14 protein-coding genes are annotated in these 15148 nt (G+C 73.6%); 3 read left to right on the forward strand and 11 right to left on the reverse strand.

The window, feature by feature from the left end:
* Positions 1-2 precede the first annotated feature (2 nt).
* The 8 genes from casI to H505_RS0103855 form a co-directional block, all read right to left on the reverse strand.
* Positions 3-1676 (reverse strand): steroid-22-oyl-CoA synthetase, encoded by a 1674-nt coding sequence (casI, locus tag H505_RS0103820; protein ID WP_026400909.1) that lies wholly within the window; start codon positions 1674-1676, stop codon positions 3-5.
* Entirely contained in the window at positions 1669-1800 is a 132-nt protein-coding gene (locus tag H505_RS52275) for a hypothetical protein (protein ID WP_267898560.1), read from the reverse strand. Before H505_RS52275 ends, casI begins: the two co-directional genes overlap by 8 nt.
* A gap of 116 nt (positions 1801-1916) precedes the next feature.
* Positions 1917-2264 carry a hypothetical protein gene (locus H505_RS0103830; protein ID WP_026400910.1) on the reverse strand — a complete coding sequence of 116 codons (348 nt, stop codon included), beginning with the start codon at positions 2262-2264 and terminating at the stop codon, positions 1917-1919.
* A 7-nt stretch (positions 2265-2271) separates the two neighbouring features.
* Positions 2272-3021 (reverse strand): ABC transporter ATP-binding protein, encoded by a 750-nt coding sequence (locus tag H505_RS0103835; RefSeq protein WP_026400911.1) that lies wholly within the window; start codon positions 3019-3021, stop codon positions 2272-2274.
* A gap of 29 nt (positions 3022-3050) precedes the next feature.
* Positions 3051-3800, reverse strand: coding sequence for an ABC transporter ATP-binding protein (locus H505_RS0103840; protein WP_026400912.1), 750 nt, complete (start codon positions 3798-3800; stop codon positions 3051-3053).
* Positions 3787-6021, reverse strand: a complete 2235-nt coding sequence (locus tag H505_RS0103845) for an ABC transporter permease (protein ID WP_026400913.1) — start codon at positions 6019-6021, stop codon at positions 3787-3789. Before H505_RS0103845 ends, H505_RS0103840 begins: the two co-directional genes overlap by 14 nt.
* Positions 6022-6055: 34 nt before the next feature.
* The gene (locus tag H505_RS0103850) at positions 6056-7471 is read right to left on the reverse strand and encodes an ABC transporter substrate-binding protein (protein WP_026400914.1); all 1416 of its coding nucleotides are present in this window, start codon (positions 7469-7471) and stop codon (positions 6056-6058) included.
* 84 nt (positions 7472-7555) lie between these two features.
* The gene (locus H505_RS0103855; RefSeq protein WP_026400915.1) at positions 7556-8317 is read right to left on the reverse strand and encodes an SDR family NAD(P)-dependent oxidoreductase; all 762 of its coding nucleotides are present in this window, start codon (positions 8315-8317) and stop codon (positions 7556-7558) included.
* A gap of 245 nt (positions 8318-8562) precedes the next feature.
* Between H505_RS0103855 and casG the strand changes: the two genes are divergently transcribed.
* Positions 8563-10188 (forward strand): steroid-24-oyl-CoA synthetase, encoded by a 1626-nt coding sequence (gene casG, locus H505_RS0103860; protein ID WP_026400916.1) that lies wholly within the window; start codon positions 8563-8565, stop codon positions 10186-10188.
* A gap of 9 nt (positions 10189-10197) precedes the next feature.
* On the opposite strand, the gene H505_RS0103865 is transcribed toward casG, so the two are convergent.
* Positions 10198-10974, reverse strand: coding sequence for an AraC family transcriptional regulator (locus H505_RS0103865; RefSeq protein WP_026400917.1), 777 nt, complete (start codon positions 10972-10974; stop codon positions 10198-10200).
* A 64-nt stretch (positions 10975-11038) separates the two neighbouring features.
* Here H505_RS0103865 and H505_RS0103870 point away from each other — a divergent pair, with 64 nt between their 5' ends.
* Together H505_RS0103870 and H505_RS0103875 are read left to right on the forward strand one after the other, a co-directional pair.
* The gene (locus H505_RS0103870; protein ID WP_026400918.1) at positions 11039-11653 is read left to right on the forward strand and encodes a TIGR03086 family metal-binding protein; all 615 of its coding nucleotides are present in this window, start codon (positions 11039-11041) and stop codon (positions 11651-11653) included.
* Between the two features lie 116 nt (positions 11654-11769).
* Positions 11770-12870: a serine hydrolase domain-containing protein gene (locus H505_RS0103875; protein WP_034516524.1), complete on the forward strand. Its 1101-nt coding sequence runs from the start codon at positions 11770-11772 to the stop codon at positions 12868-12870.
* A gap of 2 nt (positions 12871-12872) precedes the next feature.
* Here H505_RS0103875 and H505_RS0103880 read toward each other — a convergent pair whose 3' ends face one another.
* Positions 12873-14255: a family 2B encapsulin nanocompartment shell protein gene (locus tag H505_RS0103880; protein ID WP_026400920.1), complete on the reverse strand. Its 1383-nt coding sequence runs from the start codon at positions 14253-14255 to the stop codon at positions 12873-12875.
* A 146-nt stretch (positions 14256-14401) separates the two neighbouring features.
* A complete protein-coding gene (locus tag H505_RS39670; protein WP_051300175.1) occupies positions 14402-15091 on the reverse strand; it encodes a DedA family protein in 690 nt (229 codons plus the stop codon).
* Positions 15092-15148: the final 57 nt, after the last annotated feature.

Raw genomic sequence — 15148 nt, forward strand, 5'->3', positions numbered from 1 at the left:
TCTCAGGGGAGGAAGCGGCGGCGGCCGTTGGCGACGAACTCCTCGCGCAGCGCCGTCCTGTCGTCGTCGGTCATCAGGACGTAGGAGGGGGCGCCGCGGCCGGTCCAGCGGTAGACGGGGTCGGCGGTGCGCCAGCCCTCCAGCTGCATCTCCTTCTTGCGCAGCTTCCCGGAGCCGGTGGTGGGCAGGGCGTGCGACACCCGGACGAACCGAGGCGCGCCCTTCGTGCCGAGGTCGTCCTGCGCGGCGAGGAACGCGGCGAAGTCGAGGTCCGCGAACTCCACGCCGTCGGGCAGCTCGATCGCGGCCATCACCTGGTCGCCCGAGCGCGGGTCGGGGACGCCGAACGCGACGGCGTCGACGATCTTCGGGTGGCGGCGGATGACGAGCTGGGTGAGCAGCGCGGAGATGTTCTCGGAGTCGACGCGGATCCAGTCGCCGGAGCGGCCCCCGAAGTACAGGAAGCCGTCGCCGTCGACGTAGCCGAGGTCGCCGGTCCAGTACCAGCCGTGCCGGACGCGTTCGGCGTCGGCCTCGGGGTTCTTGTAGTAGCCCTCGAACTTCGCGGCGCCGTGCACGTCGACGATCTCGCCGACGGCCTGCTCGGCGTTGACGACGCGGCCGTGCTCGTCCAGGACGGCGGGCGCGCACGTCTCGCGGGTCTCGGGGTTGACGATGCGGACGCCGTCGTGGGCGGGCCGGCCGAACGCGGTCGGCGGCGTCGCCGGGTCCCGTCTGATCATCCCGGCGCCCTCGCTGGAGCCGTAGCCCTCGACGAGGCGGGCGCCGAAGCGGCGGTGGAACTCGGCCTTGTCCTCGGGGGACGCCTCGGTGCCGAACCCGTGCGTGAGCGTGTTGTCGGCGTCGTCCGGCTTCTCGGGGGTGGCGAGGACGTAGCCGATGGCCTTGCCGACGTAGGTGAAGAACGTCGCACCGTAGAACCGGACGTCCGGGAGGAAGCCGGACGCGGAGAACTTCGGCGTCAGGCAGACGCAGCCGCCGGCGGCGAGCGTGGGCGCCCAGAGGGCCATGAGGGCGTTGCCGTGGAACAGCGGCATCGGGCAGTACGACACCTCGTCGCGCTTGATGTCGTACTTGGCGGAGTTGTTCCGGCCGAGTTCGGCGAGCCGCCCCTGCGAGCAGCGGGCCGCCTTGGACGCGCCCGTCGTCCCGGACGTGAACAGCAGCAGCATCTGGGTCGCGGGCGTGACGGCCGGGTCCGCGGCGGGCTCGCAGGCGTGCGCGGCCACGCGGGACGCGTACGCGTCGTCGTCGACCAGCAGGAACCGGTCGCGGGGGACGCCGATGTCGAGGCCGTCGAGGAGCCGCGCGCCCGCCGCGTCGGTGACGACGAGCTGCAGGTCGGTGTGCCGGACCTCCTGCTCCAGGTAGGCGCCGGTGCGGGTCGGGTTGATGCCGACGACGGTGGCGCCGCTCAGCGCGGCGGCGCCGAGCCACAGGACGTACTCGGGCACGTTGTCGAGCAGGACGCCGATGTGGAACGGGCGGTCGTCCAGGCGCAGCGAGCGGGCGAGCGCCGCGCGGGCCGCGCCGTCCCAGACCACCTCGTCCCACGTCCACGTCCGGTCGCGGCTGCGCAGGCCGGGACGGTCGTCGCCGAGCCGCGCGAGCAGCAGGCCGGCGATCGTCTCGGTGCGGCCCGTCGTCTCAGCCACGGACGCTCCCCCGGGCGGACTCGGCGGACGGCGCGCCGCGGGTCGCGGCCTTGACGCTGCGGTCGCGGAGCGTGACGGGTCCCAGCCTCGCGGGGGCGAGCACGTCCGGAACTGGCGATGTCATGGATCCTCCGTCAACACGTGATGCGACTGGCACGAACGTAATGAGCGGGATGCCCGGACGGTCCGGACATCCCGCTCACTGGGAGCGACGGGCGCCGCGGGGCGGCCGCGCCTGGGTCAGCCCTTGAGGGCGGCGGTGAGCTGGTCGGCGCGGGCCTGCGACTCGACGAGCTGGCGCAGCAGCCACAGCCGCAGGACGCGCGCGAGCACGGCGGCGACGTACAGCGCGGCGCCGAGGACGGTCACGCCCACGAAGCCCGTCGCCATGATGTGCAGCGACCCGACGTTGCGGATGTCGTCCTGCGCGAGCGAGATGTTGTAGCAGACGAACGCGCCGACGACCCCGGTGACCATCAGCAGCGCGCCGATGATGCGCAGCGCGCCGTCGTGGCGGGACTGGTCGGTCTTCAGCCGCTCGTCCGCCACGTCCTTCTTGAACTGCTCGCGTCGTTCCTCGGTGAGCATGGTTCCGTCAACCTCCCAGGTAGTCGCTGGACAGCCGGTCTTCGATCTCGGCGGGCGCGCCGGCCGCGACGACCCGTCCGTGGAGCATGAGGGCGGCGGTGTCGGCGATCGGCAGCACTGTGCGGGCGAACTGCTCCGCCACCAGCACCGACAGGCCGCCCTCGACCAGTTCGGCGACCGTCTCGTACATCCGCGAAACGATCATGGGGGCGAGGCCCATGGACAGTTCGTCGAGCAGCAGCACCGCGGGGTCGGTGCCGAGCGCGCGCGACAGCGCGAGCATCTGCTGCTCGCCGCCGGACATGGACCCGGCGAGCTGGTCGCGCCGCTTCGCCAGGATCGGGAAGCGGGCGAACGCCTTCTCCTCGACGTCCTCGCGGCGGGCGCCCGTCCCGGTGGCGGCCCACAGGTTCTCCCGCACGGTCAGGTTCGGGAAGACGCCGCGCCCCTCCGGGATCGAGCACACGCCGAGCCGCGCGGCCTGCTGCGCGGTGACGCCGTTCATCTTGCGGCCCGCGAACCGCAGCTCGCCCCGGGACGGCGCGTGCAGGCCGCTGCACACGCGCATCGTGGTGGACTTGCCGCCGCCGTTCGGGCCGAGCAGCGCGAGCAGGGACCCCGGCCGGAGCGCCAGGTCCACGCCGTGCAGGACCTCGATGGCGCCGTAGGCGGCGTGGACGCCCCGCAGTTCGAGCAGCGGCTCCGCACCGGCCGCCGTCCCGGCCCCGGCCGCGGACTCCGTCTTCGCCTTCGTCATGCGTGCCTCTTGTGGGCGGCGACGTGCCGTCATGCGGCCTCCTCCGTCCCGATGTAGGCGGCGATGACCTCGGGGGACTCCTTGATCTCGGCCGGGGTGCCGGACGCGATCAGGGCGCCGTAGTCGAGGACGTGGATCGTCGAGCACAGCCGCATGACGAGCGGCAGGTCGTGCTCGACGAGGCAGATCGCGAGGCCGTCGGCGGCGAGGCCGGTGAGCATCTCCGCGAACGCCTCGGTCTCCTGCTCCGTCTGCCCGGACGCGGGCTCGTCCAGGAGCAGGACGCGCGGGGACGTCATCAGCGCGCGGGCGACCTCGACCACGCGGGCCCGCCCGATCGGGATGTCCGACACCTCCCGGTGGGCGATGTCGGTCAGGCCCGTGCGCTCCAGGATCCGGTCGGTCTCCGCTTCGAGGTCGAACCTCTTGCGGCGTCCGCCGGCGCGCAGGACGTCCCCCGCGACGCGCACGTTGTCGCGCACGGACAGCGACAGGAACAGCTCCAGCCGCTGGAACGTGCGCGCCATGCCGCGCCGCGCGCGCTTGGCCGGGGGCAGTTTGGTGATGTCGGCGCCGTCCAGCAGCACCTGCCCGGACGCCGGCTTCTGCAGGCCCGTGACGGTGTTGAACATCGTCGTCTTGCCCGCGCCGTTCGGGCCGATCAGCCCGGTGATCCGGCCCTCGGCGACGGCGAGGCTGACGTCGTCCACGGCGGTGTTGCCGCCGAACCGGACGGTGACGCCCCGGGTTTCGAGCAGGGGTGCTTCACGCGGGGACACCGGCCCCTCCCTTCAACGTTCCGCTGGTGACGGGCAGCCCGAGTTCCTGGTCCAGGCGCGCGCGCACTTCGTCGGTGTAGGGCTCGTCCACGCCGAGCAGTTCGAGCGGCGTCTCCCGCTTGCGCCCCTCCTCCAGGACCATGCGGCCGACGACCGGCAGGAGCATGATTACGCTGAGGGCGATGAGGGAGAACGTCCACGAACCGATCACGCCGGTGACGGCGAGGACGTACAGGACGGCCCCGAACGCGGCCGCCCCGTAGAGGAGCGGTTTCGCGCCGCGCATCGCCCGGTAGCCCTCGACGACGTCGTGGACGACGCCGCTGGGGTTCTTGCCGACGCCCATCCCGACCAGCGCCGTCAGCACCATGACGAGGTGGCCCAGCGCGGTGAAGATCTGCGCGGGCCCCTCGTGCTCCAGGGCGAGGTCGCCGAACGTCCCCACCAGCACCGCGCCGCCGACGCCCGCCATCAGCCCGCCGAACAGGGCGCCGGTGATGTAGCCGATGCCGGCGACGACGACGAGCATCAGCAGGCTGAGGCTCACGGTGAAGGTGAAGTTCTCCTGCGCGACGGTGCCGGTCGCGGACGACATCAGGATGCCGCCGAGGCCCGCGATCGCCGCGGAGATCATGAAGACGCCGAGCTTGAGCCGGACGAGGTTCTGCCCGAGCATCGCCGTCGCCGCCGGGCTGTCCTTCATCGCCGCGAGCCGCCGCCCGTACCCGCCGGCGCGCAGCGCCGCCAGACCGATCGCGATCAGCGCGAACAGGACGGTCGCCGTCATCAGGAACGCGGTGCCGTTCCGCAGGTCGACCGGGCCGAACTTCGGCGGCGGGACGACGAGGGAACCGCCGGGGAACAGCGTGAACTTCACCCCGAACAGCTCGTGCTGGGTGGTGTCGCGCAGCACCATGTTCGACAGGAACACCCCGAACGCCATCGTCGCCAGGGCCAGGTACAGGCCGCGCAGGCGGAGCGCCGGGAGGGCGATCAGCCCGCCGACGACCGCCGCGGCCAGGACGCCCAGCAGCACGCCGTGCACCCCGAGCCGCGCCGCGAGGCCGCTGCCCTGCACCCCGAAGTGGAACGCGACGACCGTGGCGACCGCCCCGAACGCCAGCGGCGCGAGGTTCAGCTCGCCCGCGTAGCCGGTCAGGACGGTCAGCGACAGCGCGATGATCGCGAACGACATGCCGAGCGCGAGCGTCGAGACGCCGCCGTCCGACAGCAGCAGGCTGTAGAGGTAGACGACCGCGACGAGCACGGCGCCCCACACCGCCGCCGAGCGGACCGTCGGCGGGCGGTACCGCTCCCGGGTCCGGACGGCCGCGCCCCGCAGCCGGTCCTGCGGCAGCACCACCAGCACGACGAACAGCAGGATCATCGGCAGCGACACCCGCAGGTTGCCCGCGAACGTCCCGGCGGACGGCATGTACGCGAGCACGTAGTTCGCCGCGAGGCCGAGGACGATCGCGCCCGCGAACGTCCGGGGGATGCTGCGCAGCCGCCCGAACATCGCCGCCGCGAACGCGTCGATCACCAGCAGGGTCAGCATGTTCGCGTCCAGCCCGCCGCCGCTGATCGGGACGATCAGGACGCCGGCGAGCACGGCCAGCGTGGACCCGAGGGCCCACGCGAGCATCGCGGCCCGCTCGGGGTCGTGCCCGTTCAGCCGCACGAGGTCGGGGTCGTCGACGGACGCGCGCATCACCACGCCCGTCCGGCTGCGGGTGAACAGCAGCCGCAGGCCGACCGCGATCGCCACGGCGGCGGCGAGGCAGACGATCTCGTGCCAGCGGACCACCACCCCGGCGACGGTGATCTTCGCGCCGCCGCCGAAGAACATGTCGACGGTGTACGCCTCGTCCGGGTTCCACGCCCACTGGGCGAGGTAGACCGTTCCAAGGAGCACCGCCACCGTCACGATGATCTTCGTGACCTCGGCGGTGCCGCGCAGCCCCCGCATGATCACCGCGTGCAGCGCGGCGCCCATCGCCGGGCCGACCACGCCCACCACGACGACCAGCGCCAGCCAGACCGGCCAGCCCCACACGTTGGTGAACTGCCAGTAGAGGAACGTTCCGAACATGGCTTGCGCGCCGTGGGCGAAGTTGAAGATGCCCGAGGTGTTGTAGGTGAGGACGAGTCCCGAGGCCGCGATGAAGTACACCGCGCCCAGGACGAGCCCCAGGATCGTGTACGTCAGGAACGTCGTCATGCGCGAGTTCCTCCCATCGGTCGTGCCGTGCGCCTCACGAGGTCTGCGGCTTGATGACGTCGTCCGTCAGGAACTTCGTGGAGATCCGGTCGTCGTCCAGCTCGGTGCCCCACGTCTTGGCGTCGGTCTCCACCACGTAGTCGTCGCCGCAGGAGAACTCCCCGGTCTCCTCCGGGAAGACCTGGTTCCACTTCTCGCCGGTCAGCTTCACGACCAGCGCGCAGCTCGCGGGCTTGTTGGCGCCCGGGTCGGTCGGGGCGTGCAGCCCGCCGCCCGTCCACTCGTGGACCTTCGCCAGCTCGTTGACGACGCACTGCCGGGTGAGGTCGGAGCCGCACTTGTCGGCGGCCGTCGCCCACAGCAGGAACGACGACGTCGCCTGCATGCCCAGCAGCGCGATCTTGCCGTCCTTGGCCTCGACGAGGTCCATGTACTGCTTGACCGCGGGCGCCTTGCCGGCGTTCTCGAACGGCTGGAAGATCATGCCCGCGTACAGGTTGTCGCCCGCGCCCGAGCCCTTGTTCCACTCGGAGACCTTGGTGCTGTACCAGGTCGCCTCCATCAGGTACTTCGGCTCGGCGCCCGCCCGCTTCACCGACTCCAGCAGGCTGAACTGGCCCGGGTCGGGGGTGTCGGACGACCACAGGTACCCGGCGCCGCACTTCTTGATCTTCTGCGCGAACGGCATGTAGCTGCTCTCGCCCGCGTCGTTCAGCCGGACGCCGCACTCCATCGGCTCCACGCCGACCTGCTTCATCGCGGACACGACCTTGTTCGTCCCGGTCGTCACCGCGGGCGACGTCGACAGCAGCACGTCCGTCTTGCCGTCGAAGTCCGACCACATCTCCTGCGCGATGCGCAGCGACCCGATGTTCATCCGGTCCACCGGGTACGGGACGGCCTCGAACTTCATCGGCCCCATCGCCGCGTTCGGGCCCACCGTGAAGCCCGCGACCGTCGGCAGCTTGCACGCCACCCGGTACTGCTCGGCGGCGTCGTCCATCGCGAAGCCCTGCCCGACGAGCATGAAGTCCTGCTTGCAGGACTCCTGCACCACCTTCGCGGCGTGCATGTAGGCGCCGTCGTACTGGTTGCCCTTGATCTTGCGGCCGTTGATGCCGCCCTGCCCGTTGCACCAGTCGATCAGCGCGGAGACGGCGTCGCCCATCTCCTTCGACAGGCCCGGCGCGGACGCGAAGCCCCGGTCGTCGCCGAAGCCGATCGTGATGGCGTCGTCGGTGACGCCCTGGTCCGTGGCGCCCTTCGCGTCGCCCGGTCCGCAGGGCGACGGCAGCGTCCCGAACTTCTCGGCGGACGCGGCGGCCTGCCCGCCGCCGCCCGCGCCGTCGCCCTGCATCAGCGCGGTCCCGGACCGCTCGCTGGTGCAGGACGCCACCAGCGCCACGGCGAGGGCACCCGCCGCGAGGCGTCCGATCTTGTCGACCTTCATCCGGTCGTCTCCTTTAGTGGGTGGGGGTGGTGATGGCGGGGGGCGTGGTCCTTGGCGGGGAGGCCCGTGCGCCGGCGGCGCGCGTCAGCCGAAGAACGCCTGGCCGCCGTCCAGCGGGATCGTCGCGCCGGTCAGGTAGCGCAGGTCGGGCTGGACGAGCGCGAGCACCGCCCGGCCGATGTCCTGCTCGCAGTCGCCGATGTAGCCCAGCGGGATCGTCTTGCGGAACTCCTCGGCGGCCTCCGGGAACGCGTCGGCCCACCGCCGCAGGCCGGGCGAGAGGGCGTGCGGCGCGATCGAGTTCGCGCGGATGCCGTCCGGGCCCCACTCGGCCGCGGCCGTCCGGGTCAGCGACCGGAGCGCCTGCTTGGCCGCCGCGTACGCGCCGTACGTATGCGGGTCCCAGCGGACCATCGCGGAGGTGACGAGGTTGACGATGCTGCCGCCGCCGCGCGCCTTCATGTGCGGGTGGCAGGCCCGCATGAACGCGAACGCCGCGAACGGGCCGGTGCGGAAGCCCTTCTGGAAGTCGGCGTCGCTCATCTCCAGCAGCGGCCCGTACTTCCCCGAGTAGGCGTTGTTGACCAGGATGTCGATGCCGCCCAGCCGCTCGGCGACCGCGTCCACGAGCCCGGGGATCGCGTCGGTGTCGGCGACGTCGCAGGCGAACGGCTCGGCGCGCGCCCCGCGCTCCCGTACGAGGCCGCACGTCGTCTCGAGCTTCGCCGCGGTCCGGCCGAGCACCGCGACCGCCGCGCCCTCCGACGCGAGCGCCAGCGCGATGCCCTGCCCCACGCCCTGCCCGGCGCCCGTCACGATCGCGACCTTGCCGTCGAGGGTTCCCATGCTGCGCTCCCGTGTTCGATTGACCCTGGTGGTGCGGCGCCGGACCAGGTGGTCGGCGTGTCGCCGCGGGCCGCGGCCCTGGTTGCGGCCATCGTGATGTGACGCGGCCCACGCGGGCCGTCCAGTCCCGCTCACCGGGAACCCGGTGCGCGCCCCTGCGGAAACGCCGGTCCCGCTCAGCGGAATGGTCTGGTGCCTCCGGCCGGGCGGATGAGAATCTGCGGCAACGCCAGCGAGGAGGAGCCATGACGGCGATGGAGATCGTGCAGGGGCTGGTCGGCCCCGGCGGCGAGTTCGAGCTCCGCGAGGAGGAGGTGCTGGGCACCCGGCTGCCGGTGTTCACCGGGCGGGCCCGCAACCTCGGCGCCGTCCTGGCCGCGTCCGCCGCCTACGGCGACCGCGACTACATCGTCACCGCCACCCGCCGCATCTCCTTCGCGGAGCACGCGGCGCGGGCGGCGTCGCTCGCCAAGGCGCTGCGGGACGACCACGGCGTGCGGCCCGGCGACCGCGTCGCGATCAACGCGGCGAACTCCCCCGAGTGGATCCTGGCGTTCTGGGCCGTGCTCGCGGCCGGGGGCATCGCCGTCGCCTACAACGCCTGGTGGACGCCCGCCGAGATCGAGTACGCGCTCGGCCACACCGAGCCGGTGCTGGTCATCGCCGACGCCAAGCGCGCCGAGCGGACCGCCGGTGCGCGGGTGCTGACCGTCGAGGACGACGTCCCGGCGCTCGCCGCACGCTACCCGGACGCGACCCTCGCCGCGCTGGGCGTGCCCGAGGCCGCCGAGGACGACCCGGCGGTCATCCTCTACACGAGCGGGACGTCGGGACGCCCGAAGGGCGCCGTGCACACGCACCGCAACCTCACGTCGGTGATCGAGTACCACCGGTTCAACGACGCGCTGATGCGCGCGATGGGCGTCCCCGGCGACCCCGCCGACCGCCGCTACCTGCTGGTCCTGCCGCTGTTCCACATCGCGAGCCTGCACAACCTGGCCGTCCCGCGGCTGGCCACCGGCTCCGCCGTGATCATGCACGAGGGCCGGTTCGACGTGGACGCCGTCCTCGGGCTGATCGAGCGGGAGCGCGTGACGAACTGGGGCGCGGTGCCGACGATGGCGCACCGGATCGTCGAGCACGGCGCCGCGGCGAAGTACGACCTGTCGTCGCTGACCGCGTTCTCGCTGGCCACCGCCCCGTCCTCGCCCGCGTTCAAGGAGCGGCTGCGGGCGGTGTTCCCGCCGGCCAAGGACGCCCTCGTCGACAGCTACGGCCTCACCGAGTCGTGCACCGGCGTCGCCACCGCCACGCCCGCCGACCTCGCCGAGGCCCCCGGGACGCTCGGCCGCCCCGTCATCGGCGTCCAGCTCGAGATCCGCGACCCGGACGGCAACGCGCTGCCCGAGGGCACGGAGGGCGAGGTGTGCGTCCGCAGCGCCTACAACATGCTCGGCTACTGGAAGGACCAAGCGGCCACCGACCAGGCGATCCGCGCGGACCGGTGGCTGCACACCGGCGACATCGGCATGGTCGAGGGCGGGCGGCTGCGGCTCACCACCCGCCGCTCCGACCTGATCCTGCGCGGCGGCGAGAACGTGTACCCGGCGGAGATCGAGAACGTCCTCGCCGAGTTCCCGGGCGTGCGCGAGTGCGTCGTCCTGGGCGTCCCGCACGCCGACCTCGGCCAGGAGGTGACGGCCGTGGTGGTCTTCGCGGACGCCGTCCCGGCGGAGGACGAGATCGCGGCGTTCGCCCGCGAGCGCCTCGCCTACTACAAGGTGCCGTCGCGGTGGCGCCTCACGACCGAGCCGCTGCCGCGCAACGCGACGGGCAAGGTCGTCCGGCGCGAGGTCGCGACGTCCGGCTGACCCCGGACGTCAGCGGGCGTAGCGGGCGGGGGGCTCCCCGACCGCCGCCGTGAAGTCGCGGACCAGGTGCGCCTGGTCGTAGTAGCCCAGCTCGCCGGCCAGGGCGGCCCAGTCGACCGGGACGCCCCGGTCGGCGCGGGTCGCGGCCTCGTGCAGGCGCGCCCGCCGCAGCACCCACTTCGGGCTCGCCCCCACGTACTCGGCGAAGAGCCGCTGGAGCGTCCGGGACGAGACGTGCAGCAGGTCGGCGGCCTGCCCGACGCGGAACACGGCCGGGGACGCGGTGAGCCGCTCGACCATCTCCGCGACCTCGGCGGCGACCGGGTCGGGGGCGGGCAGCCGGGGCAGCAGGAACTCCTCGGCCGCCTTCGCCATCAGGTCGGTGTCGGACGAGCCGAGGACCTCGCGGTTCGCGGCGCCGACCGCGGGGCCGAAGAACTCCGCGGCCGGGAACCTGCCGTCGGCCAGCCCGATCACCGGCCGTCCGGCGAACGGCCGGAAGCAGCCCGGCCGGAACTTCACGCCGAGGACCTGCCCCTCCCCCTCCAGGCGGCGGACGAACAGGTCGCGGTCGACGCCGTAGACGAGCGGCTCCGGCTCCTCGAACACCAGGTGGACGCTCGGATGCGACAGCACCTTCGTGTCGTACGGCTCCGGGGTGCGCCACCGGACGTGCCAGTAGTGCTCCACGATCCCGCGCAGGCCCGCGCCGGGCGGACGCCGCTCCAGGTCGACGATGGACGCCTGCCTCTGCGGGTACAGCACGCCCCGTCCGAACTCGCCCATGTGCCCAGGATATTGGCGCTTTTCTCCAAGAGGCCGCCGCGCGCGCGAACATACTGTCGAACACATGAACGAAAAGGACGTCGAGCGCTACCACGCTTACATGAAGGAGTGCGCGGCCGAGGCCGCGCGCGTCGCCCGCGCCGTCGCCGCCGCCGGTCCGGACCGGCTCGGCGACCCGACCCCGTGCGCCGCCTTCGACCTGCGGACGCTGGTGAACCACTGGGTGCTCTACACCTCCCACGGCCTGGAGCACCGGGCGCGGCGCGAGCCGCTGCCCGAGGAGCTGACCGGGCGCGACTTCACCGCCGGCGGATCGTGGGCCGAGGAGTATGCTGCCCAACTCGACCGCGCCGTCGCCGCGTGGGCCGACCCCGCCGTGTGGGAGGGCGACGTGGACTTCGGGGGCGGCTCCGCGCCCGCCGTCGACGTCGCGTCCATGGTGATCAAGGAGATGGCCGTGCACGGCTGGGACGCCGCCCGCAGCGTCGGGGCGGAACTGCGCGTCTCGCCCGAGGCCGGGGCGTTCGTCCTCGGCGTGGTCGAGGAGCACGGCGACATCTACCGGAAGTACGACGGGTTCGCCGACCCGGTGCCGGTCCCGGCGGACGCGCCCGCGTTCGAGCGCGCCCTCGGCGCGTCCGGCCGCGACCCGAACTGGCGCGCCGGCGGCGGCGTCTGACAGCCGCCCGCGCCGCACCGCCCCCGCGGAGCCAGACGGGATCCGGTACCCGGGCGGGACGACCGTCCGGCACGGGCGCTCGTAGCGTGACGGTCTCCCCAGCGTAAGGAGACACCATGCTGCGCAAGGCGATCGCCGTCGCCGGCCTCGCCGGGCTGGTCGCGGCCGGGACCGCGGTGCCCGCCGCGGCCGGCGAGGACCGGCCCCGGCTCCGGCGGCTGCTGCACACCCTCACGGCGGAGGACGGGGCGCCCGGCGCGCTCGCCGCGGTCCGGGACCGGCGCGGCCGCACCGTCCTCACCAGCGGCGTCGGCGACGTGCGGACCGGCGCCCCCGTCCCGCGCGAGGGCCACTGGCGGATCGGCAGCATCACCAAGACGTTCACCGCGACCGCGGTGCTGCTGCTCGTCGAGGACGGGCTCGTCGACCTCGACGCGCCCGTCGAGCGGTACCTGCCCGGAACGGTGCGCGGCAACGGCCACGACGGGCGGAACATCACCGTCCGGCAGCTCCTCCAGCACACCAGCGGCCTGCCGGACTACCTCGATCACCTCGGCATCGGCCGCATCGTCGAGAACCCCCTCGAACGGCACGACCGCGACGACCTGCTCGCCCTCGCGCTCGCCCACCCGCCGGAGTTCGCGCCCGGCACCGGCTGGTCCTACTCCAACACCGGCTACCTCCTCGCCGGGCTCGTCGTGGAGGCCGTCACCGGCGACCCGCTCGCCGACGTGGTCGAGCGGCGCGTCCTGGACCCGCTGCGCCTGGACGACACCGGCGCCCCCGGCGCCGCGACCGGCCTGCCGTCGCCGCACCCCCGCGGGTACGTCCGCCTGGACGGGACGCTGCTCGACCGGACGCGGCTCAGCGCGTCCACCGCGTGGGGCGGCGGCGACCTGGTGTCGGACGCCTCCGACCTCAACCGGTTCTTCACCGCCCTGGTCGGCGGCCGGGTCCTGCGCCCCGGGACGCTGCGCGAGATGATGCGGACGACGGAGGTCAGCCCGGAGTACGGCCTCGGCCTGCGGCGCGTCCCGAGGTCGTGCGGGGCGCCCGTGTGGGGCCACGCCGGCGACATGGTCGGCTTCAGCACCCTCAGCGGCGCGACCCGCCACGGCCGCGGCGCGACCGTCACGGTGAACGTCAAGCCGGGCCTGAGCGACGCCGGGGAGCAGCGGCTGAAGGACGCCTTCGACGCGGCCCTCTGCGACGACTAGCGTCAGCGGGCGGTCTCGACGTCGTGCAGCACGCCGAGCGCGTCGGGGACGAGGACGGCCGCGGAGAAGTAGACGCCGACCAGGTACGAGCTGATCGCGCGGTCGTCCACGCCCTTGAACCGGACCGACAGCCCCGGCTCGCGCTCGTCCGGGATGCCGGTCTTGTGCAGGCCGATGACGCCCTGGTCGTCCTCGCCGGTGCGCATGGCGATGATCGAGCTGACCCCGGTGCGGCTCACCGGGATCTTGTCGCACGGCAGCAGCGGCACGTTCCGCCAGGCCGTCACCCGCGTGCCGTCCACCTCGGTCTGCTTCGGGTAGACGCCCTGGCGGGTGCACTCGCGCAGGAACGCCGCGATGCCGCGCGGGTGCGCGAGCAGCACGCGCGTCCCGCGCCGCCGCGCGAGCAGCTCGTCCAGGTCGGCGGGCGACGGCGGGCCGCTCCGGGTGGTGAGCCGCTGCCGGGGGTCGGCGTTGTGCAGGAGGCCGAAGTCCCGGTTGTTGACCATCTCGTGCTCCTGGCGCTCCCGCAGCGCCTCGATCGTCAGGCGGAGCTGCTGCTCCACCTGGTCCATCGGGTCGCTGTAGAGGTCCGCCACGCGGGTGTGCACCCGCAGCACCGTCTGCGCCAGGCTCAGCGGGTACTCGCGCGGCTCCGCCTCGTACTCGACGAACGTGCCGGGCAGCCGCGGCTCCCCCGCGTGCCCTGACGCGACGTCGACGGACGCCTCGCCGCGCTTGTTCACCGCCGGCGGGCCCGACTCCCGGAACCGCTCGAGCCGCTCCTGCAGCGCCGCCGAGTTCGCCGCGACCTCCGCGAACGCCTCCCGGGTCAGCGACAGCACCGTGCAGCCCGTCGCCGCCTTCGCGGTCGCCTCCCACACGGCGTCCTCGTCGGTGAGGGCCTCCGCGCCGAAGTACTCCCCGCCGGCCAGCGCGCCCAGCCGCGCCGGCGTCCCGTACGCGCCGTCGCCCAGCCGGACGACCTTCCCGTGCACGATCAGGTGGACCCGGTCGGCCGGGCGCCCCGCCTCCGCGATCACGTCGCCGGCCGCGTACTCCGCCTGCACGCACCGCCCCGCGAGGACCTCCAGCACCCGCGCGTCCGCGAACCCCCGCAGCGGCGCCAGCTCCGCGAGCTCCGACGGGATGACCCGGACCTGCGCGCCCGTGTTGACGAACGCCACCCGCCCGTCGCACACCTGGTACGCGAGCCGCCGGTTCACCCGGTACGTCCCGCCCGAGACCCGCACCCACGGCAGGACCCGCAGCAGCCAGCGGGACGAGACGCCCTGCATCTGCGGACGCGTCTTGGCGGTCGTCGCGAGGTTCCGCGCGGCGTCCGTCCCCAGGCTGAGCCGCGTGCCGGTCCCACCGTTCGTCATTCGGTCGCCCTCCGTCGCATCACGATTCTTCGCATCACGATGTGCCACCGCGACGCTACGTTGCGCGTTCGGGGGCCCTCTATGGCCGATCGGCGCGGGCAGCCGCACCGGGCGGACACCCACATGTCACCGCGGGGTCCGGCGCGTCAGGCGGACGCGGCGTCCGAGCAGGGCCGCTCCGCGACCGCGGGCGGCTCGGCGGCGGGCTCGGGCGCCTCGTCGCGGGCGCGGCGGGCGCGGCGGCGGAGGAGGAGCACCGCGGCGGCCGCAGCCGCGGCCAGGCCGAACAGGATCCAGGCGCCCCAGCCGAAGAGCTGCTCCAGGCGGGACGCGGACGCGCCCGCGAACGCACCGATGCTGACGAACACCGCCGCCCAGAGCAGCGACCCGGCGAGCGACGCGAGCAGGAAGCGGCGGTACGGGACGTTCGCGACCCCGGCCGCCGCGGGCGTGAGCGTCCGGACCACCGGGACGAGCCGGGTGACGAACACGGCGGCGGCGCCGTACCGGCGGAGGGCCGCCGCGGCGCGGTCCCAGTGCCGGACGCCGAGCCGGCGCACCGCGCGGGTCTCCCGCATCCGCTCGCCGTTCGCGCGGCCGAGCAGGTACCCGACGTGGTCGCCCGCCGTCACGCCCAGCGCGACGACGAGCAGCATCACCGGGTAGCGGGCCGGGTCGGCGGCCGCGGCGCCGAGGACCACGACGGCCGTCTCCCCCGGGACGACCGACCCGACGCCCAGCCCGGACTCGGCGAACGCCAGCACCCCGGCCACCGCGAGCAGCAGCGGGAAGGGCAGGTCGCTCAGCCCCCGGACCCACTCCGTGACCCATTCCATTCATCCCATCGTCCGCGAAGCCGGGCTTGCCGGAATCCGCCGGGAAGATGATGTTCC

It is taken from the genome of Actinomadura rifamycini DSM 43936, from assembly GCF_000425065.1.
Classification (GTDB): domain Bacteria; phylum Actinomycetota; class Actinomycetes; order Streptosporangiales; family Streptosporangiaceae; genus Spirillospora; species Spirillospora rifamycini.